25 protein-coding genes and 1 rRNA gene are annotated in these 22663 nt (G+C 64.8%); 8 read left to right on the top strand and 18 right to left on the bottom strand.

Annotation, left to right across the window (positions count from 1 at the left end):
- Positions 1-119: 119 nt before the first annotated feature.
- A 5S ribosomal RNA gene (gene rrf / locus ACSFC5_RS09650) occupies positions 120-241 on the top strand.
- A gap of 197 nt (positions 242-438) precedes the next feature.
- Complete coding sequence (locus tag ACSFC5_RS09645; RefSeq protein WP_440764999.1) at positions 439-849, top strand: DUF7344 domain-containing protein; 411 nt, start codon at positions 439-441, stop codon at positions 847-849.
- Between the two features lie 394 nt (positions 850-1243).
- Here ACSFC5_RS09645 and coxB read toward each other — a convergent pair whose 3' ends face one another.
- Entirely contained in the window at positions 1244-2026 is a 783-nt protein-coding gene (coxB, locus tag ACSFC5_RS09640; RefSeq protein WP_440764998.1) for a cytochrome c oxidase subunit II, read from the bottom strand.
- A 227-nt stretch (positions 2027-2253) separates the two neighbouring features.
- On the opposite strand from coxB, the gene ACSFC5_RS09635 reads away from it, so the two are divergent.
- The 3 genes from ACSFC5_RS09635 (at position 2254) to ACSFC5_RS09625 (ending at position 5874) form a co-directional block, all read left to right on the top strand.
- Positions 2254-4536, top strand: coding sequence for a DUF6789 family protein (locus ACSFC5_RS09635; protein WP_440764997.1), 2283 nt, complete (start codon positions 2254-2256; stop codon positions 4534-4536).
- On the top strand, positions 4533-5153 hold the full coding sequence (locus ACSFC5_RS09630; RefSeq protein WP_440764996.1) for a DUF7979 domain-containing protein: 621 nt from the start codon (positions 4533-4535) through the stop codon (positions 5151-5153). Before ACSFC5_RS09635 ends, ACSFC5_RS09630 begins: the two co-directional genes overlap by 4 nt.
- Positions 5154-5682: 529 nt before the next feature.
- Positions 5683-5874, top strand: coding sequence for a hypothetical protein (locus ACSFC5_RS09625; RefSeq protein WP_440764995.1), 192 nt, complete (start codon positions 5683-5685; stop codon positions 5872-5874).
- Between the two features lie 57 nt (positions 5875-5931).
- On the opposite strand, the gene ACSFC5_RS09620 is transcribed toward ACSFC5_RS09625, so the two are convergent.
- The gene (locus ACSFC5_RS09620; protein ID WP_440764994.1) at positions 5932-6888 is read right to left on the bottom strand and encodes a cytochrome c oxidase subunit 3; all 957 of its coding nucleotides are present in this window, start codon (positions 6886-6888) and stop codon (positions 5932-5934) included.
- Positions 6889-7091: 203 nt separating this feature from the next.
- Between ACSFC5_RS09620 and ACSFC5_RS09615 the strand changes: the two genes are divergently transcribed.
- The gene (locus ACSFC5_RS09615) at positions 7092-7361 is read left to right on the top strand and encodes a DUF7571 family protein (protein ID WP_440764993.1); all 270 of its coding nucleotides are present in this window, start codon (positions 7092-7094) and stop codon (positions 7359-7361) included.
- 165 nt (positions 7362-7526) lie between these two features.
- Here the strand turns inward: ACSFC5_RS09615 and ACSFC5_RS09610 are convergent, their stop codons facing one another.
- Entirely contained in the window at positions 7527-8918 is a 1392-nt protein-coding gene (locus tag ACSFC5_RS09610; protein ID WP_440764992.1) for an NAD(P)/FAD-dependent oxidoreductase, read from the bottom strand.
- 220 nt (positions 8919-9138) lie between these two features.
- Here ACSFC5_RS09610 and ACSFC5_RS09605 point away from each other — a divergent pair, with 220 nt between their 5' ends.
- Together ACSFC5_RS09605 and ACSFC5_RS09600 are read left to right on the top strand one after the other, a co-directional pair.
- Positions 9139-10107 carry a D-2-hydroxyacid dehydrogenase gene (locus ACSFC5_RS09605; RefSeq protein ID WP_440764991.1) on the top strand — a complete coding sequence of 323 codons (969 nt, stop codon included), beginning with the start codon at positions 9139-9141 and terminating at the stop codon, positions 10105-10107.
- 133 nt (positions 10108-10240) lie between these two features.
- A complete protein-coding gene (locus tag ACSFC5_RS09600; protein ID WP_440764990.1) occupies positions 10241-10672 on the top strand; it encodes a universal stress protein in 432 nt (143 codons plus the stop codon).
- 45 nt (positions 10673-10717) lie between these two features.
- Here the strand turns inward: ACSFC5_RS09600 and ACSFC5_RS09595 are convergent, their stop codons facing one another.
- The 15 genes from ACSFC5_RS09595 to ACSFC5_RS09525 form a co-directional block, all read right to left on the bottom strand.
- On the bottom strand, positions 10718-11515 hold the full coding sequence (locus ACSFC5_RS09595; protein ID WP_440764989.1) for a TrmB family transcriptional regulator: 798 nt from the start codon (positions 11513-11515) through the stop codon (positions 10718-10720).
- A gap of 23 nt (positions 11516-11538) precedes the next feature.
- Positions 11539-11967 (bottom strand): DUF7344 domain-containing protein, encoded by a 429-nt coding sequence (locus tag ACSFC5_RS09590; protein WP_440764988.1) that lies wholly within the window; start codon positions 11965-11967, stop codon positions 11539-11541.
- 91 nt (positions 11968-12058) lie between these two features.
- On the bottom strand, positions 12059-13093 hold the full coding sequence (gene asd / locus ACSFC5_RS09585) for an aspartate-semialdehyde dehydrogenase (RefSeq protein WP_440764987.1): 1035 nt from the start codon (positions 13091-13093) through the stop codon (positions 12059-12061).
- 251 nt (positions 13094-13344) lie between these two features.
- Complete coding sequence (locus ACSFC5_RS09580; RefSeq protein ID WP_440764986.1) at positions 13345-13539, bottom strand: 30S ribosomal protein S17e; 195 nt, start codon at positions 13537-13539, stop codon at positions 13345-13347.
- 164 nt (positions 13540-13703) lie between these two features.
- Positions 13704-14684, bottom strand: a complete 981-nt coding sequence (locus ACSFC5_RS09575) for a hypothetical protein (protein ID WP_440764985.1) — start codon at positions 14682-14684, stop codon at positions 13704-13706.
- Positions 14685-14763: 79 nt separating this feature from the next.
- On the bottom strand, positions 14764-15387 hold the full coding sequence (locus ACSFC5_RS09570) for a DUF447 domain-containing protein (protein ID WP_440764984.1): 624 nt from the start codon (positions 15385-15387) through the stop codon (positions 14764-14766).
- Complete coding sequence (locus tag ACSFC5_RS09565; RefSeq protein WP_440764983.1) at positions 15384-16235, bottom strand: triphosphoribosyl-dephospho-CoA synthase; 852 nt, start codon at positions 16233-16235, stop codon at positions 15384-15386. Before ACSFC5_RS09565 ends, ACSFC5_RS09570 begins: the two co-directional genes overlap by 4 nt.
- Positions 16236-16323: 88 nt before the next feature.
- Positions 16324-16545: a hypothetical protein gene (locus ACSFC5_RS09560; protein WP_440764982.1), complete on the bottom strand. Its 222-nt coding sequence runs from the start codon at positions 16543-16545 to the stop codon at positions 16324-16326.
- 231 nt (positions 16546-16776) lie between these two features.
- The gene (locus ACSFC5_RS09555) at positions 16777-17202 is read right to left on the bottom strand and encodes a nitrile hydratase accessory protein (RefSeq protein ID WP_440764981.1); all 426 of its coding nucleotides are present in this window, start codon (positions 17200-17202) and stop codon (positions 16777-16779) included.
- Positions 17195-17854 (bottom strand): nitrile hydratase subunit alpha, encoded by a 660-nt coding sequence (gene nthA / locus ACSFC5_RS09550; RefSeq protein WP_440764980.1) that lies wholly within the window; start codon positions 17852-17854, stop codon positions 17195-17197. The genes ACSFC5_RS09555 and nthA overlap by 8 nt, the downstream gene beginning before the upstream one ends.
- Complete coding sequence (gene nthB, locus ACSFC5_RS09545; protein WP_440764979.1) at positions 17847-18539, bottom strand: nitrile hydratase subunit beta; 693 nt, start codon at positions 18537-18539, stop codon at positions 17847-17849. Before nthB ends, nthA begins: the two co-directional genes overlap by 8 nt.
- Before the next feature lie 123 nt (positions 18540-18662).
- Positions 18663-19424 (bottom strand): tRNA-dihydrouridine synthase, encoded by a 762-nt coding sequence (locus ACSFC5_RS09540; RefSeq protein ID WP_440764978.1) that lies wholly within the window; start codon positions 19422-19424, stop codon positions 18663-18665.
- Between the two features lie 2 nt (positions 19425-19426).
- On the bottom strand, positions 19427-20419 hold the full coding sequence (cofD, locus tag ACSFC5_RS09535) for a 2-phospho-L-lactate transferase (RefSeq protein WP_440764977.1): 993 nt from the start codon (positions 20417-20419) through the stop codon (positions 19427-19429).
- A gap of 117 nt (positions 20420-20536) precedes the next feature.
- Positions 20537-22048 carry an MATE family efflux transporter gene (locus ACSFC5_RS09530; protein WP_440764976.1) on the bottom strand — a complete coding sequence of 504 codons (1512 nt, stop codon included), beginning with the start codon at positions 22046-22048 and terminating at the stop codon, positions 20537-20539.
- Positions 22045-22656: a TetR/AcrR family transcriptional regulator gene (locus ACSFC5_RS09525; protein ID WP_440764975.1), complete on the bottom strand. Its 612-nt coding sequence runs from the start codon at positions 22654-22656 to the stop codon at positions 22045-22047. The genes ACSFC5_RS09530 and ACSFC5_RS09525 overlap by 4 nt, the downstream gene beginning before the upstream one ends.
- Positions 22657-22663 lie beyond the last annotated feature (7 nt).

The following is a 22663-nucleotide window of genomic DNA, read 5'->3' as shown; positions in this document are numbered from 1 at the left end:
AACTGGACTACACATACATTACGGTCAGTAACCACCGATTACGGTAGCTTGGACACGAGTCCAAGGCACGGAAGACATGGTCTTCCGATGTACAACGGTTCGAGTCCGTTGATCGGCGTTACGGCGGCCAGAGCGGTGAGGTTCCTCCCGTACCCATCCCGAACACGGAAGATAAGCTCATCTGCGTATCGCGGAGTACTGGAGTGCGCGAGCCTCTGGGAAATGCGATTCGCCGCCTTCACTCATACTCGGCGATCCCGAAGGGATCGCCACGCACATCACCCACGGAGCCACAGCGCTGGCTCTGTGGGTTTTTTGCATTTCGAGACTGGAGAAACACGGGGCTCCCAGAGCCAACGCGACTGCGCAACGCCTGATTTACCTGAACCAAACATTTTTGGAGCGGGGTTTATTCAGGTGTGGCAGAAATCTCGTGGTATGACAGCGTCAAATCTCTCCTTGGATACGGTGTACGGGTTGCTATCGGAGTCTCGCCGTCGCTACGTGCTGTACTACTTTCTGGAAAACGACCACGGAAATATCGAATCCCTCTCCTTGCAAATCGCCGCCTGGGGACAGGACGGTTCTATCGATGCGATCACCAAAGAGCAAAAACAATCAGTGACGACGTCGCTGATCCACAGCCATCTCCCGAAACTCGAGGATCACGGACTCATCGAGTACGACGGCCGAACCGGGGATGTGATCGTCGACGACGGGTTCGACGGGATCCGGACGACAATCGCCCGCGCGAGAGCGGCGGAAGAGGAGGTCGAAGTGACCGGCACCTCCATGGAATCGTTCCTGTACAGTGAACCACTCACGCAGCCTTCGAACACGGATAACTGACTGTATTCTCGCCGGGAACTTGTTCCGTATGGGGCTGTCGCTCGCGGCTATTCGGTCGGAGGCGGAACGTGCCGTCTGCTTGACTGAGAGTCCAAACGCTGGCGCTGTTGCTCTCTCGCATTGAAACGGTGTCACCCGGAACACTAACGTCCAGCCTCATCCCGTGGCGGCATGCCGCGTCGGCTGGCTAACCCTCGTGCCGGGCGGAAGAGCTTCGCGCTCTTCGGTCGGGTGGGCGAGGCCCACCGAATCACTGTCGCGTGCCCGGGTTCGCCGTGCTGTCATCGCACCCGAATGGGTTTGCTCGGACGGGGACTGAAGGCACGCACTCGGACTAGGTGCGTCCGCGGTTTAACCCTTTCAGTGCTTGGTAGCGCCGACCGACCGCTGGTCCTCACGCATCCGGATCCGGTGCCGTCGCTCGTTCGTCTTCGTTGTCTTCGAGCCATTCGTCGTACACCTCGGGTTCGACGACGACGACGTCGGCGTCCATTCGGGAGTGACCGGCCCCACAGAACTCCGTACAGACCGCATCGTAGAGGCCTGTATCGTAGACGACGGTTCGAACGCGCGTGAACTCGCCGGGGAAGGCATCCTGTTTCACGCCGAGTTCGGGGATGAACAGCGCGTGAATAACTTCGTCGGCGGTCAGCCACATCGTCACGTCTTCGTCGGCTGGTATCACGATCTCATCTCGAGTCGTCACATTATCTTCGGGATACGTCGCTTCCCACCCCCACTGGTAGCCTCGGACGACTACCGCTTCGTCGTCGGTCTCGGGGAGGTCCTCGAGCGACTCGATCTCCTCGTCGACGATGTCCCCGTCGCCGGTGAGGTCACCGGGCTGTGAGGGCGAGACGTACGGACTGACGAGGACGCTGTAGCCGGCGATGCCGACGAACAGCAGGATGATGGCCGTTGCGGCGGTCCAGGTGATCTCGAGGGCGGGATCCTCCGCGGTTGGTTTGGGATCGTCGTTGTCGTGGAACTTGACCGCCGCGTAGACGAGGATCATGAGGACGAACAGCGTCAGCGGCAGGGCGACGTAGAGGAGTTGGGCCTCGAGCCCGTCGATGAGTTCGCGGTTTTCGGACTGTGCGGCGACCGTTCCCGAGAGCGCCAGCAGTCCGGCAATTCCACCCGCCGCGAGCGCGAGACCGCTTCGTCGACGACCCATTGGGGTGGGGTTCTACGACGGCCGTGTTATACGGCCTGCATCGGTGACTGGAGTGTCTCGAGTTCGTGACGTTCTTCGAGCGGATACTGTAGCGGATTGCGACTGTTAGTGTTCGTGAGAGTCGTCGAATCGTGGAGTGGCCTTATTGGAGTCGGTGATGAGAAGTCGGCTATGCAGGCCGGCGACCGCGGCGGTCGGAACGTTGCTACTGGGGGAGGCGAGCGACGATGAGCCGAGCGCTCGTGCAGGTGTCGCTGTTCGCGCTCGTGGCTGTCAGCTGTCTCCTCACGCTGTTGGCAGCGCGACGACTCAGAGCGGATCCCTCGCCCGACGGAGGCTACGAATCGATCGCCGAACGCGAGTTCACAGTGGGAGAAGCGAAGGCGGCAATCGTTCGTTGGACGACGACGACGAACCATCGCGAGATCGGACTGCTCTACATCGCCTTCGGGACCGTGGCCGCGGTGTGGGGTGGGATCGACGCGATGATGCTGCGAACGCATCTCCTGACACCGGCGGCGGACATCTGGACGGAGCAGACGTACAACGAACTGTTCACGATGCACGGGCTGACGATGCTGATTTTCTTCGTCGCCCCCGTTTTCTTCGGCCTCGGGAACTACTTCCTGCCGCTGTTGCTCGGCGCCGACGACATGGCGTTTCCGCGGCTCAACGCCGTCGGATTCTGGTTGTTGCCGCCCGCGCTCTTACTGTCTCGACTGGGAATCATCGCGGAGGTGACGGGGAAGTCGCTCGCGCTGGTCGTGCCCGAGTCGTGGCTCTCGTTCCTCTTTGCGTTACGCGAGCCGGCGATCGGGTGGACCATGTACGCGCCTCTCTCGTCCACGTCGCCCGATCCGCAGATCAACTTCCTCCTGCTGGGCCTCCACTTGAGTGGCATCGCTACCACGATCGCGGCGATCAACTTCATCGCGACGGTCGTCTACGAGCGCGACGAGTCGATCGGCTGGGCGAACCTCGACATCTTCTCCTGGACCATGCTCGTCACGAGCGCAATCGCGCTCTTTGCGTTCCCGCTGCTGGGGACCGCCCTCCTGATGCTCCTGTTCGATCGGAACTTCGGAACGACGTTCTTCGCGACCGAAGGGGGCGGGCCGATTCTCTGGCAACATCTGTTCTGGTTCTGGGGCCATCCGGAGGTGTACATCATCTTCCTGCCGGCGACGGGGTTGATGAGCCTCATCCTGCCCAAGTTCGTCGGCCGGAAGCTCTTCGGCTTCAAGTTCATCGTCTACTCGACGATCGCGATCGGGGTCCTCTCCTTCGGCGTCTGGGCCCACCACATGTTCACGACCGGGATCGATCCCCGCGTTCGAGCGAGTTTTATGGCGACCTCGATCGCGATCGCCGTCCCGAGCGCGATCAAGGTGTTCAACTGGATCACGACGATGTGGAACGGGAACGTCAAACTCGCGGCTCCCACCATCCTCTGTGTCGGCTCGATCGGACTCTTCATCGTCGGCGGCGTCACCGGCATCTTTCTCGCCGTAATCCCCGTTGATATCATCTATCACGGCACCTACTACGTCGTCGGTCACTTCCACCTCATCGTGATGGGGATCATCCCCCTCATGATGTTCGCCGCGAGCTACTACTGGTATCCGTTGCTGACGGGGCGACTCTACGACCGCAGACTGGCGCTGTTCCAGTCCTCGCTGCTCGTCGCCGGCTCCGCGCTCACGTTCATGACGCTGATGGCGCTCGGCTTTCTCGAGCTGCCGCGGCGGTACGCGACCTACCCGGCTGACTTCCAGTGGCTGCAGATCGTCGCCACCGTCGGCTCGTATATCATCGGGCTGAGCGTCTTGCTCTGGTTCTACAACATGATCTGGTCGTACTTCCACGGCGAACGCGTCGAGACCGCCGATCCGTGGGATCTCAAGTCGACCAACCAGTTCACGCCGGAGTGGCAGTGGTTCGAGCGAAAACTCGAGCGCGAGCGCGGGATCCCGCCGTCCGAACCCGACGAGGTGCGCCGATCCTACGTGCCCGCCCAGGAGGGGAAGCCGCCGTCGCTGTACGGCCGCATCGAGCCGGTCGCGCGGACGGTGGCGAACGACGCGGGGACGGGTGCAGTCGGCGGGCTCGTCGGCACCCTCCTCATGTCGCTCGTGCTCGCGGTGGCGGTGGTCATCGGCGTGTTCGACCTCGAGTCCTTTGCGGGTCTCGCGGTACTCGTGGGACTCCCAGCGAGCGCCACGTTAGGCTACGGCGTGTTCCTCGCGGGCGGGATGCTCACCTGGCCGCTGCTCTTCCTAGCGCTCGGCGAGTATCTCCCCGGCGAGCTCTCGTTCGTCACGGGGCTGTGGTTCTCGACCGTCATCGCCTCGGGCTTCGCCATCGCGTTCCACACCGACCAGATCGGACTCGAACTCGTCGGTTACCTCGTGTTCGTCCTGCTGGCCCACTGGATCTACGGGTTGGGGCTCGCGGGCACGGTCGAGTACCTGGGCGGTCGCCACCGGACACCAACGGAGGATCGACGATGAGCGGCGACGACGGCGGGCCGTCGGATCGATCGGATGACGGCGGGTGGCGTGATACGGACACCGGCTCGGACACGGCGGAGGATCCGCTGGCGACCGGCGAGCCGACGGAATCCGAAGAGTCGTATCTCCTGACGTACGCCGCCCCGTTCCTCGGCGTGCTCCTGATCGCCTCCGGCATCCCGATCGCGCTCGTCGGCGGCTACGTCGTCATGCAGGACACGCTTGGTCTCTGCGGCGATCCGGATATCGAGGTTCGGGCGCTCGAGGACGGCGAACGACCCGCTTCTACCGTCGAGGATCTCGAGTACGACAACCTCTCCGAGACCGAACAGCGAGCGCTTCGGGAGGCGATCGACAGCCCGCTCGAGGAGGCGACGGTCGACGGCGAGGGGCTGAAGAACGAGGCGGCGTTGCTAGAGGGCGTCGTCGTCGAGGTCGACGGCCAGGAGTACTACGTACGCATCGCGTCGTTGAACTCCTGTCTCGAGGCCGAGCCGTTGCTGTTTCCGATCGGTTCGGTGGCGATTTTGGTGGGGATCGCGGGCGTGTTGACCCCGCCGATCTACCGCAAGATGGCCGGTTTCGAGGAGCGAATCCAACGAGATCGGGGACGATAGCGGGTTTCGGACCGTTCGGGTGGGCTGTCATCTGCTGATTCGCCGGCTTAGACGCGGTCTCGGATACACCGAAGAGACGCCACACATACTGCAGGGACGCTCCTCACAGTGGCACCAGTGATTGCCACGCCCTCCCCAACCGATTTCTGCTCACGGGTGCGGAGCACCCGTTTGCATGGTTCGCGGGACCTTCGGTCCCGCGCTAACGTTCGCTCCGTTCGGTCGCTCACTCATCCACCGGAAGACGCTTCGCGCCTTCCGAACCATCACTCACTCCGTTCGTGATGACCTCGCGATGTTCGAACCGCGACATTGTCGCGGTTTAGCGCGCCACTGAATCGCTTGCTCACTCCGCGGCGTTGCAGCCTGGATGCCAGCGTGACGACCCGTTACCGATGGTCCGTTACCGATGGTCCGTCACCGACGGATAGCCCTCGACCGTGATACGAACCGATACGACCGACTCCGAGTCCCACCGGGGGTTTTAGCCGTTGGCGCTGGTACGACGCACTCGCTCGAGGTGAGTCACGTGGGAGAGTACGAGGAGAACGAGAAGCGACGGGCCGCGGCGAAGTGCGAGCGCTGTGGCGAGATCGGGATTGTTCAGATCTGGCCCGACGGCCAGCGCAAACCGCTCGGCCAGTCGGCGTTCTGTGACTGTTCCGACCCGCCGCTTCGCGTGCTCGAGGAGGATCTCGACGCGGGTGACGACCTACCGTGAAGTCGCAGTCTCGACCGGGTTGTTCCGGGGTCATCGATCCGTCCGTTCAGCGACTCGTCAGAGCGTGCCCCCGACGTAGAGGACGATCACGAGGAACACCCAGACGAGGTCGACGAAGTGCCAGTACAGCGAGACGGTCGCGACGGAGGTGTCTCGCTCCGGCCCGTAGTGGCCTCGGAACCCGCGCCAGAACACGACGCCGATGCCGCCGACACCGAGTGCGACGTGCAGGCCGTGGAGGCCGGTCAGCGCGAAGAAGCCGCTGCCGAAGACGCCGCTGCCGAGGGTAAAGCCCTCGTGAATAATGAACTCGTAGTACTCGAGGGCCTGTCCGCCGAGGAAGATCACGCCGAGTGCGAGCGTCGCTCCGAGCAGCCCCAGAAACTGCCCTCGATTGTCGTCGTGTAAGGCCTCGTGGGCGTAGTGGATAGTGACACTACTGGCGATCAGGATCAGCGTGTTGACCAATACGAGCGACGTCAACAGCGGCGGGAGCGTCTCCGGCGGCCAGGCACCCAGTCGGACGAAGAAGTAGTAGACGAACAGCGCGCCGAACGTCGAGACGTCGGTCACGAGAAAGAGAATCGTCGTCGACACGTACGATTCTCGCGATTTCGTCTGCCCGGCACGCTCTCGGGCGGGTGCCAGAAATGCCTCGTCGACCCAGCCCGCCACCCCGGCCAACAGGACGATCGTTCCCACCACGGCGAGTCCGATGCCGAGTAGCGGCGGTGCGACGCCGGCCGCAGCGCCGAGGAAGTAGATCGCAACCCCTCCGTAGAGTCCGCCGGCTCCGACCCCGGTAATCAACGGCCAGCGACTGCGGTGTTCATGTTCGTCGTGGTCGCCGTGACCGCTCGGTTCGTGCGGGCTGTCGGGGCCGACGGGGCCGTCGGGATCGGCGATCTCCCCCTGATCGTCCCGCGCGACGTGGCCGGCGCCGTCCGTTCGAGTCGCTGCCGTTTCGGACGACTCGTCGTCCCGGGCGTCCGAGCCGTCGAACGGAGCACGCATACGTTCGGTCTCCACCTCGAGTGACAAAAAGGATAACCGCTTACACGACGGTAGGTCGTCAGTACAGCCTCGTACTGCGCAGGTAGACGGTTCAAATCGTTCCATACAGCGTATGTCCGTACAACTCGTCCCACGGTGACGGCAGATTTGTATCGGGTCGTCAGACCTTTGTAGTACTGTGACATGGTACCGAGTGTACCGCTATGAAACCGTGCCAACACTGTCAGGCGGCCATCGACGAGTACATCTTGGATAAACAACTCGAACCCCTGCGCGGACTCACGGTCGACGACTTCAACATCTGTGCCGACTGCACGACCATCGTTTCTGACGCGTGCGTGGGGTGTAGCGGCGCAGTCTACGTTCCTCGAGGCGACACTGCGACACCCGACTACTGTCCGGCGTGCCGAGCTGATCACATCGAACAGACGGGGGAGGATCCCGGCTGGACCCTCGATACCCCGTCCACCTGAACGGATCGTCCGTTCCTACTCACTGCATCGCTCTTTTTCGCGCTCAGCGCCGTCCACGTCGACCGTCAGAACCGGCGGTTCGGACACAGGAGGTGACTCACCTCTGAGGAGTCGGACAGGCGAGTTCGCATACGCCCCGAGCGATCTCGAGTCGGAAACCGGAACTCAGTAGAAGTAGTCGTCTTCTTTCAACTGGACGTAGCCGCCGTTGCGGTAGGCGTACTTCCGTCGCTTGTAGGCGAGCATGATCTTCGAGGCACCGAGACCGGCCGAGTAGCTCCGCCTGATCAGGTTGCCGCCGGAGGCCCCCTGTTGCATGTCGGTGATGGTATCGAACGCCCGATCCCAGTCGTCGGGTTCGTAGTCCTTGACGATATCTGCGAAGGCGACGTTTCGAAGGATTTCGTCGCCGATCGCGCGCTTCCAGACGTCGTTGTAGCTCTCGAGGGAGTCCGTCCCGGCCAGTCGGCCGGCGATCTTCCCCGTTCGGACGGCGACGTGGTAGCCACCCTCGTGGAACGCCGAGGTCGTCCCCATCGCGCCGCCGGCGACGGCGATGTTCGCGCCGACGGGCGACTCGATCGGCCGCGTCGAGGAGATGGGATACGTCTCGGTTCCCTTCGATTTCCCGCGATCCTCGACGATCGGGATCTCCTCCTCGATATCGTACTCGTCGCCGTACTCCTGTTCGAGCAAGCGGCGGATGTACTCCGAGCCGGAGGGCAGTCGGTCGTCGTCCGGGCGCAGGAGTTTGTACGCGCCCGGGTTCCTCACGTCCTCGAGTTCCATCCCGATGGGCATCGTCAGACCGACGCGGGCGACCGTGCCGTCGTTGGGGAACACCCACGGGTAGGCGGTCTCGCCGGGCATGTAGCCCCACCAGAATTTGAGGGTGTCCTCGAACTCCTCGAACAGCTCTTCGGGGAACTCCCGATACTCCTGGTAGGCGATGTGGTTGGCCGTCGGCGGCGAGAGGTGATCCGAGACGCTGCGGCCGGGAGCCGTGAACTGATCCAGCGCGTCGAGGGTGATCCGTCGCTGCGGACCGTCCGCGAGGACGACGTACTGGGCCTCGAGCCGATCGCCGTCGGCGAGGGTCAGCGTGTGGATGGGTCCCTTCGCGCTGTCGGCGCGTAGGTCCGTCTCGAGGTCTTTGACACCCGTTCCAACCCGGAGGTCGGCACCGGCGTCTTCGGCGCGCTCGTGGAGCCAGTCGTCCATCCGGGCCCGGTGGAAGGTGTAGCCGAACTTCGGGTAACTGGCCTCCATCCCGGTCGTCGTCAGAGTGACGTTGCTGTTCGGACCGACGAACTCGGTCGCCTCGAGTTCCCGGTGGATGACCTCGTCGGGAATCTCTCGGTAGTCGAAGTCCATGATGTCGATCCAGTAGTCGAGCATGCCGGCGGCGTCGGTCGAGTCAGGGCCGAGTCCGTCGCGGTCCTCCCGCGGGACGCCCTGTTCGAAAAGGACGGTCTCGGCACCGTGTGCCGCGGCCCGCTCGGCCGCGGATGCCCCAGCGGGGCCGCCACCGACGATCGCGACGTCTACGCGTTCCATACTCCGTTGGAACTCAACGGCCCATTATTAAATTGCCTGAACGTCCCGATGCGGGGAACCGATACCGAGGGGGGACGATCGACCGTTCGGCGCGGGTCGGCGACCGTGTGTGCCGCGCGGGTCGGCCATCCGCGCGTCCGGCCCGCGTCACTCCCAGCGGCGCCTCGAGACTCGTTCCGGGAGACGAACGCTTTTGCTCGCACCGGCCGACGCCACGGACATGAGCAACATCAACGAACCGGACGTCCTCGTCCTTCGGACCGGAACCCACGGTATGCCGGTCGAACAGTACGTCGCCGCGATCCGCGAACGATTGCCGGAGCGGACGGTCGAACTCGCGCGCACGCCCGCCGCAGAACGTGATCGAATCGAAGACGCCCGGTTCGTCACCGGGATGACCCTCGATGAGGAGCTCCTCGAGGCCGCCGAGAACCTCGAGGTCTTCGCGTGCGCCTACGCCGGGACGGGCCACCTCCCGCTCGAGCGACTCGAAGAGCGCGGCGTGGCGGTCACGAACGCCTCCGGCGTGCACGGTCCCAACATCGGCGAACACGTCCTCGGAGCGATCCTCCGGTACACGCGTCGGTTCCACGTCGGCGCGCGTCGACAGGATCGACGGGAGTGGCGCCACTATCAGGCCTTCGAGTTGCAGGGATCGACGGTAACGATCGTGGGACTCGGCGCGATCGGGGAGGCCGTCGCGGAGCGTCTCGAGCCGTTCGGCGTCGAGACGATCGGGGTACGGTACTCGCCCGAGAAGGGCGGGCCGACCGACGAGGTGATCGGCTTCGAGGACGACGCGTTCGACGGCGCGCTCGCGCGGACGGACTACCTCGTGCTCGCGTGTCCGCTCACCGAGACCACTCGCGGGCTGATCGGCCACGACGAATTCGTGACGATGGATCCCGACGCGGTGCTCGTCAACGTCGCTCGCGGGCCGGTCGTCGACACCGACGCGCTCGTGGCGGCGCTGCGCTCGAGTTGGATCCGCGGCGCCTCGCTCGACGTTACCGATCCCGAACCGCTCCCCGAGGAGCATCCGCTGTGGACGCTCGAGAACGTCCAGATCACGCCCCACAACGCGGGCCACACGCCGAAGTACTACGAACGGCTCGCCGATATCGTGGCCGAGAACGCACGGCGGTTCGGCGACGGGGAGGGCGAACTCGAGAATCAGGTGCGTCCCTGAATTACGGCTCACGCTTCCGTCGACTGCAGTTTTTTCAGTGATCGGCCCGAATTTCGGGTATGGCGCTGTCACCGCAGTTCGACGCTACCACACGGACTCGCGAACGAACGACACGGGGAGCGGAGGGCGATCGATGACGCTCGCGTTCGACGGAACGGTCGTCGTCCCCGCGGCGGATCCCGACGACGGTGAACGGACAGCGACGGCGCTCGCGCCGTATCTCACCCCGACCAGTTCGGTTGTCCTCGTCAACGTGATCGAGAAAGCCGGTGGGGCGCCCGACAAGGCCTCTGTGGAACAGCGCGAGGAGTATGCCGAAGAGATCTTCGAGCGCACGCGCGGACCGTTCGAGACGACGGACGCGACGGTCGAGACTGGCGTGCTCTACGGGACTGACGTGGTCGAACGAATTTTTACCGAGGCGAAAGACCGGAACGCCGACGCCGTCGTCTTCACCGCTCGAGAGGGAAATCGGCTGGCGGAACTGCTCACCGGTGACGTCGCCCGACGGATGGTCAAGGAGGCGTCCGTTCCGGTCGTCGCGCTGCCACAGACGGACGCCTGAGTTCTCGGCGAGTGCCGGATCGGATCCGGGGGACGGAGAATCACTTCACACGAAGACGTCCTGTGACTCGATTCGCGCCCCGAGAACGTGTCGAAGGCCGACGACCAGCCCGTGGTCCGGTCCGCTGGCCCAGATTGCCGTCTCTTCGACCTGTCCCGGGCGGGTTCGGTCCGCGACCGCAGCGAGCAGGACGCATCGCCGATCGACCATAACGATCCGACCGAGGCGCTTGACGTTCAACGAGGCCGGGTCGTTCGCGAGCTCCGTGACCGCGACGGTGATCTCGGGGGCGGCGTCCAGAACACGGGCTTTCGCTTCCTCGGAGGAGACCTCGATCCGCACGTCGACACCGCGACCGCTTGCCGCGGCGAGTTGCTCGAGAAACTGACGATCGAGCGCGCTCTCGTCGGCGAGAAGCGCGTAAATCTCGTCTGTGGCCTCCGCTAAGAACAGTTCGACTCGATCGCTGACGTGATCGTGATCGGCGATTGCCCACGCCCCCCTCTCCTCCATGCCGTCGCCGCCGGTCGAGCGACGTAGCTTCGAGAGGGCGTCGTCGGTCGCCTCGAGCGTCGCGTCGTACCGGTCTTTCAGCGACTCGAGTGCGGCCGCCTTCGAAATCGCCCGGTATTCCCGCGGTTCGGACTGCTGGATATCGACCAGCCCTCGCCGGTGCAACCGATCGACCGCGTCGTAGACCCGCGAACGCGGGACGTCCGAGAGGGTGGCGATCTCCGACGCCGTCGCCGTCGAGACGCGCGAAAGCGCGACGAAACAGCGAGCCTCGTATTCCGTGAGCCCCAATTCGACCAGGAGCTGTACCGCCTGCTCCTCAGTAGGCATCGTTCCATGCGTTTTTCGGCTGACTACTGGACGTGGTGCTTGCAGCCGCCACGCTCTTCCGCGGTCGCCTCCAGTCGAGCGAGTAGATCAGCGCCCGAATCCCGCGCGGAGACGGTGTTCGCCTCGAGGTCGGACTCGACGACGTCGGCCGCGGCGAGTTTCGGCACGTGGTGGTGCCGGAGCGAGATCCGAACCCGTCGACGAGTTCCCAGCAGCGCGTCTCCACAGTCCGCGATCGCGCCGCGAGCTAGACCCTGCTCTTCGAGGGTAACGTGGTCCGCCAGATCGATCAGCGAAACCGGCTCGTCGCGGTCGTCGAGATACTCGAGGACGGCCCGGCGGCGCCGATCGGCGAGTAGGTCGAACGCTCGTCCCGTCTCGTCGGCGGACGCCGCCGATGCGGTCGCGGACACCGACGTCAGAGATTCTGGATCGGAGATCACGGGAAGCATACGCTCCGTTGGGTCCTTCCGTACTTGTGCGCCCTGCCAAATCACGCAGGATCTGCAGCGAAGAAAGTACTAAAACTCGAGTGAAAACGGCTTAGAGGTAGCCGTTCTCGAGCAGTAGTTCGCCGTTCAGCACGCTCGCGCCGGCGGCACCGCGGATGGTGTTGTGTGCGAGACAGTTGTACTGGAGTCCGAAGGCGGACTCGCGGAGCCCGCCCGCGGCGATGGCCATGCCGTCGCCGAGCGTGCGGTCCATCCGCGGCTGCGGACGGTCGGGCTCCTCGAAGACGTGGATGAGGGGATCGGGCGAGGAACGAAGGTCGAGCGACGGGTACTCTCGCATGGCCTCGGCAGCCGCGTCGGGGGTTAGCTCGTCTCCGGTCTCGACCCAGACGTTCTCGAGGTGGCCGTCGATCGTCGGGATGCGGTTACAGGAGGCCGCCACGTCCATCTCGTTGTGGCTCAGTTCGGCGCCGTCGAAGCTGCCGAGGAGCTTTCGGGACTCGGTCTCGAGTTTGTCCTCCTCGCTGCCGATGTAGGGGATGGCGTTGTCGATGATCTCCATCGAGCTGACGCCGTCGTAGCCCGCGCCGGAGACGGCCTGGAGGGTCGCGACGTGGACTTTCTCGAGACCGAACTCGGTCAGCGCGGCGAGCGTGGGAACGAAGGTGATCGTCGAGCAGTTGGGATTCTTGACCATCGCGCCGTCCCAGCCACGCTCGTCGCGCTGGACCTCGAGCAGGTCGAGGTGATCGGCGTTGACTTCGGGGATAACGAGCGGGATGTCGTCGTCCATCCGGCCGTTCGAGGAGTTCGACGAGACGACGTAGCCGGCCTCACAGAAGCCGGGCTCGACCTCGGCCCCGACGCTCGAGGGGAGCGACGAGAAGATGAGGTCGACGTCGTCCGGCACCGCGCCGGGGTCGGTTTCGACGACGGTCATCTCCGCGATGTCAGCCGGAATGGGGCTGTCGACGCGCCACTTCGCGGCCTGCCGGTAGCTCTTCCCGGCGCTGGATTCACTTGCGGTCAATGCGGCGATCTCGAACTCCGGGTGCGGGTCGAGAAGCTGAATCAGACGCTGTCCGACGGCACCGGTCGCACCGAGGACGCCAACTCGTACTGCCATTTTCCCGGACTCCGAGTCGTGTGCGCAAAACCGTTTGGGTTTCCGTCGCACAGCGACCTGTCTGTGAAATTTCTCGACGCAGTTCCAGTACCGACGGTATCTCGCCGAGAGTAATGCCGACAGCCCGTGAAACCGGGAGTTTCGATCCGCTGCGGAAGTCTGCTATCAGGACTAGACGGCACGCACAATCTCTCGCCACCGCCGCGAGTGCCGCGGCTCACGGCGGTCGGAACTCGAGGACAAAAGCGAGCTTATGCGGCAGCCGTCTGGGCGCTTTTCTTTCGGGTAACGTAACCGGCGATGCGGTTGCGGACGCCCTTGGACTCGACGTTGGTGAGCTTCGTGACGCTGTCTTTGTTCTGTTCGAAGTCGGTCGTGAACGCCTCCGGGTACCGCTCCAGGAGGAGGTTCCCGGTCTTCTTGACATAGGCCGGTTTGATTGCCATAGAGGAAGGTTCCGTCCAGAGGCTCTTAATCCCTTTCTCTTCGCCGCTACGGAAACCCGACCCCCATCGACGCTCGCGAGCGGCGACTCGTCCGCTCGAGCCCGTTCGCATCGCAACCGATTACGAGACGGATATTCGACGACGCAGAGCCGATCATCCAGACGTCAGGCACCGCTGCTCGCGATAGGGTGGTCTTCGGACTGTGGCGACTGTTCGGCCGGCGCATCGTCGGCCTTGCTCACGAGTTCCTGGAACCGGTCGGATCGCGCGGCGATCCGGTCCATCGTCTCGCTGTCCGGCGTCTCGGCTCGAGATTCGACGAGGAACGTGGTGATCACGACGGTCTTCACCCAGGGTTTGAGGAAGCCGGTGTAGAGGGTCAGAAATAACCCACCGACGACGACCCAGCCGGCGACTTCGACCGTCGCCGAGAGCCCGCTCAGGACGCTCGCGATCGGCGTCAGGGCAAGCAAGAGCACGAACGCGGCGGCGTACATTCCGAGCACGATGAGCATGGTCGACCCGAGCACGGGCTTCCAGTTTTTCCCGTAGAGGACGACGCCGTCGCGGGCGGATCGCCACGGGTTCTCCTCGTCGCTGACGAACATGTGGGCGACGATCGCCTCGTCGATGTAGGAGGCTGCGATTGCGATCGCTTTGCCGACGAGCTGAATCAGTTTCTTCAGCGCCGGCACGAAACTGAACAGCTTCGAGAAGGAGATCACGCCGCTGTTGAACTGCTTGACGACGGCTTTGACCACCTGATCGACGGCGAACAGCGCGCTCGCTTCGGTAAAGCGTTCGGTCACCTGCCCTTTGCCGTACTGGATCTGGTTGTCGGGAACCTCGCCGGTCTCGACGATGTGGGCGATGACGGCGATGTGGCCCGCTTTGATCAGATAGAGCACGTACCTGCTGAACAGTCGCCAGAGCCAGGCGAACAACCCGATCGCTACGAGGAGGCCGGCCATCGCGATCCAGCCGGAGATCGTCCCCGCGCCGAGCAACCTGTAGCCGACGTAGAGCACGACGCCGAAGTAGAGGACGGTGAGCACACCGAGTAACACCCCGATTCCCAGTCTGAGCAGTACGAACGGCATGGTTTTCGCGAAGATACTCGTCGCCCGTCTGAAGTGGAGCACCATGTAGCCGCGCTTGGCCTCGGCTTCATATTTAAATTTAGCTTCGGTAATAGCGAATAGACGGCCGAACTTATCATCCGGTTTACCACGCGGAGTGCTTGCGGACGCGCTCGAGCGCCTCGCGTTCGCGCGGGCTCCCGGCGCGGTCGACGACGGCGGCGAAGTACGCGAGGCGTTCGCGCAGTTCGTCCTCGTCGTAGCCCGCGACGTCGAGGCGGGAGGCGGCGACGGTCGCCTCGACGACGGCCGCGAAGCCGCGGTCGATCGTCGGCACCGTCTCGGTCTCGACGGCGGACTCGAGGGGCCGAAGCGCCCACTCCTCCCAGTCGGTCCCGTCGTCGGTCCCCGAGTCGATCCGCTCGGCCGAAACGCGTGCCCACGCGTGCGCGGACTCGAGTACGGGCTCCTCGTGTTCGACGATCGAGAGCGCGGCGTCGGCGAAGACGACGGGGTCGTCGACGAACTGGACGTAGCCCTCGCCCTGCCGGTGGAAGTTGCGTCGGGTGCGGGTGTTACCCCACGTTCGAGCGGTGATCGGGCCGTCTCCGGCATCCGCGGCGAAGAGGCCGAGCGCGGCCTGGTTCCACAGGCCGTTGGGACCGAGCGTCGCGACGACGGATTCGGTGACGCCCGACAGGGTGACGGGCCACTCGGCGGTCGGCTCGGCATCGAGATCGCCACTCGGCGGCAGTTCGTCGCCGCTCATACGGTGATCGCCCCGCGCTCGAGTGCGATAAACAACCCCGCCGCTGTAATATCAGCCGTCGTCCCCGGGTTGATGCCTCGCTCGACGAGTTCGTCCGCGACACGCTCGACGGTCTCCCGGTCGGTCTCGAGGACGTCCCGTTCGACCAGTTCGGCTGCACGGTCGGTCACCTCCTTCGCGACGGCCTCGCCGCTGCGGGTCGCGACGAGCGTGTCGGGGCGCTCGGCGAGCAAGGAGAGGAAGACGGTCGCAGCTCGGTCCGTCAGCGGGCCGTCGGCCTCGGCGAGCCGTTCGGCGGCGGTAAAGGACCGCTCGAAGCCTCGGACCCACTCGCGGGCGACGTCGTCCCCGGGAACGCTCTGCTCCATTATATCGAGCAGCGTCAGTCCGTGCTCCTCGAGGGCGGACACCGCGTCGCTCCCCCGGCGGACGTCGAGCGGTTCCATCTCCGCGGGTGGCTCGCCGACGAAGACGTCGACGTGGTCGAACGCGCGGTAGAAGCCGGCGGCGTCCGCGACGGTGGTCTCCTCACAAATCGCCTCGACGACGGGCTGGGAGAGGTCGTCGGCAGCGGCCCGAACGAGCGGGACGAGCAACAGGAGCGCCCCGAACTGGGTGTTGCCGCCGCCCTGTGCGGCCATCCCTTCGACGCTGCGCTCGAACGCGGGACCGACCGCGCCGCCGTTGGCCGCCTGCTCGAGTCCCCCCTGAGCCCCCACCGCGCCCGCGAGGAAGTGTTCGAACCGCAGGTCCTCGAGGTCGCGGTGTCGGTCGACGTTGCCCGGTTTGGGCGTGCCCGCGACCTCGAGGAGGAGTGCCAGATGTGCGTTCTGCGCCGGCGTTCGCATACCGATAGCTACGATTCGGGCGGGTTAATGACTGTGGATCCCGGCGTCCGTTCGGCGTGTGCGGCTCGAGGCGGCCCGCCGAGCGAGATTAGCGGTAGATGTTCCGATACGCCTCGCGGTACTCCCGGAGTGCGATCCGGGCCCGGCGCCGCGATTTGAACCCGAAACCGACCGACGGGCAGTCGTCGACAGGACACTCCCATCGAAACGTCTCCGAATCGTCGTCTCTGTGGACCGGGACGTCCGCGTTACAGCGAGGACAGGTCCAGCCCCAGCGCATATCATCTGCGTGTTCGTCCGAACTCGTCATACTCTACGTCCGGATTGTACACACCACCGAAGACACTACGCACACACATAGTGACGCTTTAGGATCGCTGGCAGTGGCCGAGCGCTTTTATCGTCCCCGACGGCACTATCCACTTCGATGCTGTCGTGGCATACGGCGTCCACAGATGATTTCTTGTTCCCGTCTCGCTCTCGGTATGTCTCTCTTCGGCGAGCACTCGGCCGCCGAGCTAGCTCTCGATACTGTCGACCGTTAGCGGGGATGGTCGCGATCGTGGTCGTGCGCGCCGGAACTCGTAGCATCGTGATCGTGGTCGTGTTCGCCCTCGACCCACTCGGACGCGTCTCGCTCACCGGCTGTGAACTCCCGCGCCCGTTCGGTTAGTGCTCCCGACTCGAGAACCCCGTCGGAAACGAGCAGTCGCTCGAGGGCGACGAGCCACCGGTGGTAGTACTTCGCCTCGGCGGCCGCTCGGTCGGCCGGACGATCGGAGCCGTCGGCCCGCTCGATCTCGGCGGCCAACCGCTCCTGAAACGTGTCCCACTCGTAGGCGCCGTCGGCGGAGAGCGCGACCGCGATGGCGAACGCGCGGGCTTGCCACGGCGCGTCGAACGTGGGGGTCTCCTCGCCCTCGAGTGTCGCGAGTCCGGGGACCGGGCGTTCATCGCGGTCAGCCATTCTGTCCCCCGGCGAGTCGACCGATGCCGATCATGGCGTCTCTGGTCACGTGGTCGACCAGTTCGTCTTCGGTCATTCCTTCGGTCTCGGGTGGCTGCTGTGGCAGGACCATGTATCGGAGTTCGGACGTGCTGTCGTGGACGTGGATCTCGAGGTCGTCGTCGAGGTCGGTGCCGAACTCCTCGCGGAGCAGGCCGCGCGGGTCCTTGACCGCCCGAGAGCGGTACTCGGGGGTCTTGTACCACGTCGGCGGCAGCCCGAGCAGCGCCCACGGGTAACAGGAACAGAGGGTGCAGACGACAAGGTGGTGTTCCTCGGGCGTGTTCGCAACGACTTCGATATCGACGACGTCCTCGTCGACGTCCGCGACCTCGGCTGCTGCCGACATCCCCTCCGACAGCAGCCGTTCCCGGTAGTCGGGGTCCGTCCAGGCCCGGGCGACGACTCGAGCCCCGTTTTTCGGTCCGATCTCGTGCTCGTAGGTCGCGATGATGTCGTCGACGGCGTCGCTCGAGAGCAACTCCTGCTCGATCAGCAGCGACTGAAGGGCGCGAACCCGCGCCTCGGGGTCGTGCTCGCGGGCGTGTTCGTCGACGTCGAACCCGTCCGGCTCGGATTCGGTATCACTCGGAGCCGGCGTTTCGTCAGTCATCGGTGCGCTCCACCTCCTCAGCCGGGTCGAGATAGGATTCCCAGAGATCGATCGTGACCTCGAGGTCGCCGTCGGCGTCCGGACCCCACAGCTCCCGGCCGTCGAAGGCGACTTGGTAGAGCGGCTCGGCCGCATCTTCGCCGTGGGCGCGGGCGTCGGGAAGGACGTGCGCGCCGCGATTGGCGACGATTTCCCCCCGGGCGCGGCGCGCGTATCGCGGACAGCGGGTGTGGCCGTCGGGATGGTCGTTGCGGACGACGACGGCGTCGCCGACTGCGAACGTCGACGACTCGGCGGGCGCGTCGGATTCGTACGATGCTGCGACTCCCGCTGCGAGTTCCGAAAGCAAACCGGGAACCTCGCGCTCCGGCACGGTCGCCTCGCCGGCCTCGAGTGCCGTCGTCCGTTCGACGAACGCCTCGGGGTCGATCACGTCGTTCTCGAGCAGGAGTCGGGTGATCGCCGTCGTCCACCGATCGTAGTACGTCGAGTCGAGGTACTGCGCTGGCGGCATGCGTTCGATACTGTGGCGAAACTCGTCGATCGAGGCGATCTCGTTGCCGAGCGTCGCGACGAACGCGGCGTACGCCTCTCCCTCCCACCGGTGATCGAAGGTCTCGGGGGTATCGGGGTAGGCTACTGAGCCGAACCCGTCCATCCCACCGAGGTCGTGGATCCCGTTCATGGGACTGTCCTGCACGGGGATCCGGATAAAGCTATAGGGAGGCCGAAACGCGTCGGGACGCCCTTGCCGAGACTGTGACCGTGACTTCAAAGGATATCGTGGACTCGAGCGATCGATACCCGCTCACTGCGACGCCGATCTGACGGCGTCCTCAGATCCGAACTGCCGTTTGACGGCGTCGCGAACGCGCTCGAGGACGACCGGGTTGTCGCTGGGTCGCCCGACGCTGACCGCGTCGGCGCCGTAGTCGGCGTACTCGCGGACGGTTGCCTCGTCGCGCACGCCGTTGTTGGCGATCACGAACAGCTCGGTCGCGTCGACGACCTCGCGGACCATCGACTCGGAGTCCATTGCGTCGACGTGGACGAACGACGCGCCCGCGGTCTCGAGTCCCCGCGAGAGCGCCGGCAGATCGACGCCGGGAACTTCTGCTCGGACCTTCACGCCGACGGTCGCTCCGGTCTCGGCAGCGCGCTCGACGTACGAGCGAAGCCGGTCGGCGTCTCGCAGCAGCGTCTCCCCGCAGCCGACCGCACACAGTTCGTCCTGTCGGCAGTGGGCGTTGATTTCGAGGAGAGCGTCTCGATCCCGACAGACTCGTGCTGCATCCGGGATCGGTTCCGGAGTCGCGCTCCGGACGTTGAACGCGGGCTGAATCGGGACGTCCTCGAGCGCGGCGAGTTGCTCGTCGATGAATACGAAGGGATCGTCTGGCAGAAACTCGTTGCGATCGCGCGCGACGAGGTCGCGGGCCGCGGCTCTCGAGTCGTCGTCGAGGGCGATGCCGCCGAGAAACGCCGCGCCCGCGTAGTCGGCACCCGAACGGGCCCACTCGGCGTCCGCTTCGCCGCTGAGGCTCGCGAGTGCGAGCGGTGGGGCGAACATAGTTACTCCACGATATCGATCGCGCTCTTGACTGCACGGGTGACCCGTGCGGCGTCCTCGGGCGAGTCGATTCGGATGTCGGTCTGGATCGTCGGTCGATCGAACGCCGCGTCGTCGCTGTCGTCGACGACGAACGCGTCGGCGAAGGGGTAGGCCGTCGCCAGCCCTTCGGTGCTCGGCTCGGCGTTGACCGCCGCCATGAGGTCGCCCGCCGGCCCCGAGAACGCGTCGTCGCCGAGGAACGGCGAGACCGCGACGACGGTCGACTGGGCAAGCGCGTCGGCGACGCCCGGCAGCGTCAGCATCGGGCCGATGCTCGTGACGGGGTTCGAGGGGCCGATCACGACGGTGTCCTCGAGAGCATCGAGGACGCCCGGCGCGGGTTCGGCGTTCGAGGAGCCCCGAAACTCGACGGTTTCGACGGTCGGCTCGGCACGGTGGGCGACCCAGTACTCCTGGAAGTGCATCAGCCCCTCGTCGGTGTGGATGAGGCTCGCGATGGGATCGTCGCTCATCGGCAACAGATCGATCGTCAGGCCGAAGGCACCGGCCAGCCGCTGGGTCGCCTCGCTCAGCGTCAGTCCTTCGTCCAGCAGACTCGTTCGCGTGATGTGGACGGCCCGGTCGCGGTCGCCGATCGTCATGAACTCCCCGGTCCCCGAAAACCGACGCCAGTTGGCTATCTCGCGTCCCGCGGTCTGTTTCTCGTCGGGCAGATACTGCGGGCCGTCGGGCAGCCCCGCGGCCGAGGCGATGTCCGACAGCGCCGCGTTGGTCCGATGCGTGTCGCCGTCGATTCCCCACCACGTCTCGCGGTCGAGTACCCCACCACCCTGAAACAACAGCGTATCGACGTCCGGCGAGACGAAGAGTCCGCCGAGTTCGACGTCGTCGCCCGTGTTGGCGACGACGGTGGTTTCCTCCGGCGAGAACGCGGCGGCAGCACCGTCCAACAGCTTCGGCGTCCCGGTGCCCCCGGAGAGGAAGGTTACCATAGTCGACACTCTCGAGCGTGGGTACTTAATCACTTGCGGCCGCCTTCCGCCGCGTCGTTCGGGGATCGTTCGAACTCGAGGGTATCGCCGGACAGATTTCCCACTCGGGGAGGGCGGTCAGTCGTCGCCGACGTTCTCACTGGTGCTTTCGCCAACCGCCTCGGTACCGACTGCGACGTCCTTCCCGGTAAGGCCCTCGTCGAGCCAGTCGACCCAGTTGAACCAGGCGTAGGCGATGCAGCCGCCGATCACGGTCGAAACGGCGAACGCGAGCCAGACGCCGTTCGAGCCGTACAGCTCCGCACCGACCCATGCGAGCGGGAAGCGGATCACGCCGAGCGTGAGCACGGAGATTACCGCCGCGATGAACGTCTTTCCGGCACCACGGAAGCCCCCGCTGTAGGCCCGCATCACGCCCATGAAGCCGAACGTCAGCGCGGTGTATCGGAGGAACAGTGTCCCCTCCTCGACGACCGCGGGATCGGTCGTGAAGATGGAGACGATCGGTGCGGCCGCGAGGAAGACGAGGATCCCGAGACCGGTGAGCGTGACGAGCATGATCTTCGCGCCGAAGTGATTCGTCCGCTCCGCTCGGTCCCGTTTTCCGGCGCCGATGTTCTGGCCCGTCATCGTCTCGATTCCCTGCGAGAACGCGATCGCGGGGAGGAAGATCACCGAGAACACTCGGGTACCGATCCCGAAGGCGGCGACGACCGACTCGGGGAAGATAGCGATAATGACCAGCAGCAGGTTGATCGACAGTGCGCGTGCGGTTCCCTCGACGGACGCCGGCATCCCGATGTCGACGAGTCGTCGCCCGTACTCGAGGTCGGGCACCATCTGTCCGAGGTGAATCTGGACGCCGTGAGTGCCTCGGAAGAGGATCGCGAGGCCGACCGCGAACGCTACCGCTCGCGAGAACACGGTCGCAATCGCCGCCCCTTCGATCCCGGCACCCGCGTATCCGGTGAGCGCGAACAGTTCGGTCTCGAGGCCGCGCAGTCCGAGATAGCCGAAGAGCGGGTTGTTCTCGAACCCGAAGATGAGGAACGGGTCGAGGACGATGTTGAGGACGACGGAGCCGAACATCACGAGCATCGGCGTGACGGTGTCGCCGTAGCCCCGCATTAACGCGAGAAAGACGAAGAAGCCGAAGACAGCGACCAGCCCGATCGAGTAGACCTCCATGTATGCGGCGACCAGCGGCGCGACGCTGTCGGAAGCGCCGAGTAACGCGATCGCGTCTTCGATGAAGACGTAGCCGACTGCACCGAGGGCGATCGAGGCGACGATCGCGTAGCCCACGGTCTGGGAGGCCGCGTACTCCGCTTCTGCTGGCTGGTCGGCACCGGTGTACTGAGCGACCAGGACGCTCCCGGCGACCGAGACGCCGAGTGCGAGCGCGATGAGGAAAAACACCATCGGAAAGGCGAAACTGATCGCCGCCAGCGACGTCGTGCTGTGCTGGCCGAGCCAGAACGTATCCGCGAGGTTGTAGGTGACCTGCAGGAGATTCGTGATGATAAGCGGAATCGAGAGGTAGATCAACGGTCTGGCGATCCCGCCCGAGGTCAGATCGAGGTCGTCGGGCGACTTGAAGATCGCGTCCAACTGGTCGCGGACCGTCACTCGAGACCGACCTCCAGTCGATCCACGTCGGCGTCGTCGACGAGCAACTGGCGGTAGACGTACGTCTCGAGCATCGCGTACGTCCGTTCGGGTGCGTAACCGACTGCAACGTGACGGGTCTGCGCACCGTTTAGTATCGTGACGACGAATTCGGCCGTCTCGTCGGGATCGATGTCATCGCGAACGAGCCCGTCCGCCTGCCCGGCCTCGAGCAGCGATCGGATCCGCCCGTGGAGCATCCGATCGAACTCCGTGAGCTCGTCACGGAATCGCTCGTTGTACGGGCCCTGAGCCTTGATCTCGAGCAGTGCAGTCCGAAACTCCTCGTGAGTGTCGTCCTCGCCCGGCCAGAGATAGCTCTCGATGAGCGTCAGCAACTGGGCGGCAGGGGTCTCGCCCTCGAGCGTTTCGATCTGGTCGGCGAACGATTCCGTCAGGAAGTCGAGCAACGCATAGAGGAGTTCCTGCTTGCTCTCGTAGTGGTAGTGCAGCGTCGCTTTGCTCTTCGATGATTCGTCCGCGATATCTTGCATGCGAAGCGACGCGTAGCCGTGCTTGCACAGCGCGGCGTAGGTCGCCTCCATGAGCTCATCAGTCGTGTCGGTCATTGTAGCG

The sequence above is a fragment of the Natronorubrum marinum genome, assembly GCF_052040125.1.
Taxonomy (GTDB): domain Archaea; phylum Halobacteriota; class Halobacteria; order Halobacteriales; family Natrialbaceae; genus Natronorubrum.
Note: the sequence above shows the minus strand (reverse complement) of the source record. Positions and strands in the feature narration are given on the sequence as shown.

Excerpts from the sequence above, each read along its gene's own strand:
- ACSFC5_RS09645 (WP_440764999.1), top strand. The coding sequence starts at position 439 with ATGACAGCGTCAAATCTCTCCTTGGATACGGTGTACGGGTTGCTATCG.
- coxB (WP_440764998.1), bottom strand. The coding sequence starts at position 2,026 with ATGGGTCGTCGACGAAGCGGTCTCGCGCTCGCGGCGGGTGGAATTGCC.
- ACSFC5_RS09635 (WP_440764997.1), top strand. The coding sequence starts at position 2,254 with ATGAGCCGAGCGCTCGTGCAGGTGTCGCTGTTCGCGCTCGTGGCTGTC.
- ACSFC5_RS09630 (WP_440764996.1), top strand. The coding sequence starts at position 4,533 with ATGAGCGGCGACGACGGCGGGCCGTCGGATCGATCGGATGACGGCGGG.
- ACSFC5_RS09620 (WP_440764994.1), bottom strand. The coding sequence starts at position 6,888 with ATGCGTGCTCCGTTCGACGGCTCGGACGCCCGGGACGACGAGTCGTCC.
- ACSFC5_RS09615 (WP_440764993.1), top strand. The coding sequence starts at position 7,092 with ATGAAACCGTGCCAACACTGTCAGGCGGCCATCGACGAGTACATCTTG.
- ACSFC5_RS09610 (WP_440764992.1), bottom strand. The coding sequence starts at position 8,918 with ATGGAACGCGTAGACGTCGCGATCGTCGGTGGCGGCCCCGCTGGGGCA.
- ACSFC5_RS09605 (WP_440764991.1), top strand. The coding sequence starts at position 9,139 with ATGAGCAACATCAACGAACCGGACGTCCTCGTCCTTCGGACCGGAACC.
- ACSFC5_RS09600 (WP_440764990.1), top strand. The coding sequence starts at position 10,241 with ATGACGCTCGCGTTCGACGGAACGGTCGTCGTCCCCGCGGCGGATCCC.
- ACSFC5_RS09595 (WP_440764989.1), bottom strand. The coding sequence starts at position 11,515 with ATGCCTACTGAGGAGCAGGCGGTACAGCTCCTGGTCGAATTGGGGCTC.
- ACSFC5_RS09590 (WP_440764988.1), bottom strand. The coding sequence starts at position 11,967 with ATGCTTCCCGTGATCTCCGATCCAGAATCTCTGACGTCGGTGTCCGCG.
- asd (WP_440764987.1), bottom strand. The coding sequence starts at position 13,093 with ATGGCAGTACGAGTTGGCGTCCTCGGTGCGACCGGTGCCGTCGGACAG.
- ACSFC5_RS09580 (WP_440764986.1), bottom strand. The coding sequence starts at position 13,539 with ATGGCAATCAAACCGGCCTATGTCAAGAAGACCGGGAACCTCCTCCTG.
- ACSFC5_RS09575 (WP_440764985.1), bottom strand. The coding sequence starts at position 14,684 with ATGGTGCTCCACTTCAGACGGGCGACGAGTATCTTCGCGAAAACCATG.
- ACSFC5_RS09570 (WP_440764984.1), bottom strand. The coding sequence starts at position 15,387 with ATGAGCGGCGACGAACTGCCGCCGAGTGGCGATCTCGATGCCGAGCCG.
- ACSFC5_RS09565 (WP_440764983.1), bottom strand. The coding sequence starts at position 16,235 with ATGCGAACGCCGGCGCAGAACGCACATCTGGCACTCCTCCTCGAGGTC.
- ACSFC5_RS09560 (WP_440764982.1), bottom strand. The coding sequence starts at position 16,545 with ATGACGAGTTCGGACGAACACGCAGATGATATGCGCTGGGGCTGGACC.
- ACSFC5_RS09555 (WP_440764981.1), bottom strand. The coding sequence starts at position 17,202 with ATGGCTGACCGCGATGAACGCCCGGTCCCCGGACTCGCGACACTCGAG.
- nthA (WP_440764980.1), bottom strand. The coding sequence starts at position 17,854 with ATGACTGACGAAACGCCGGCTCCGAGTGATACCGAATCCGAGCCGGAC.
- nthB (WP_440764979.1), bottom strand. The coding sequence starts at position 18,539 with ATGAACGGGATCCACGACCTCGGTGGGATGGACGGGTTCGGCTCAGTA.
- ACSFC5_RS09540 (WP_440764978.1), bottom strand. The coding sequence starts at position 19,424 with ATGTTCGCCCCACCGCTCGCACTCGCGAGCCTCAGCGGCGAAGCGGAC.
- cofD (WP_440764977.1), bottom strand. The coding sequence starts at position 20,419 with ATGGTAACCTTCCTCTCCGGGGGCACCGGGACGCCGAAGCTGTTGGAC.
- ACSFC5_RS09525 (WP_440764975.1), bottom strand. The coding sequence starts at position 22,656 with ATGACCGACACGACTGATGAGCTCATGGAGGCGACCTACGCCGCGCTG.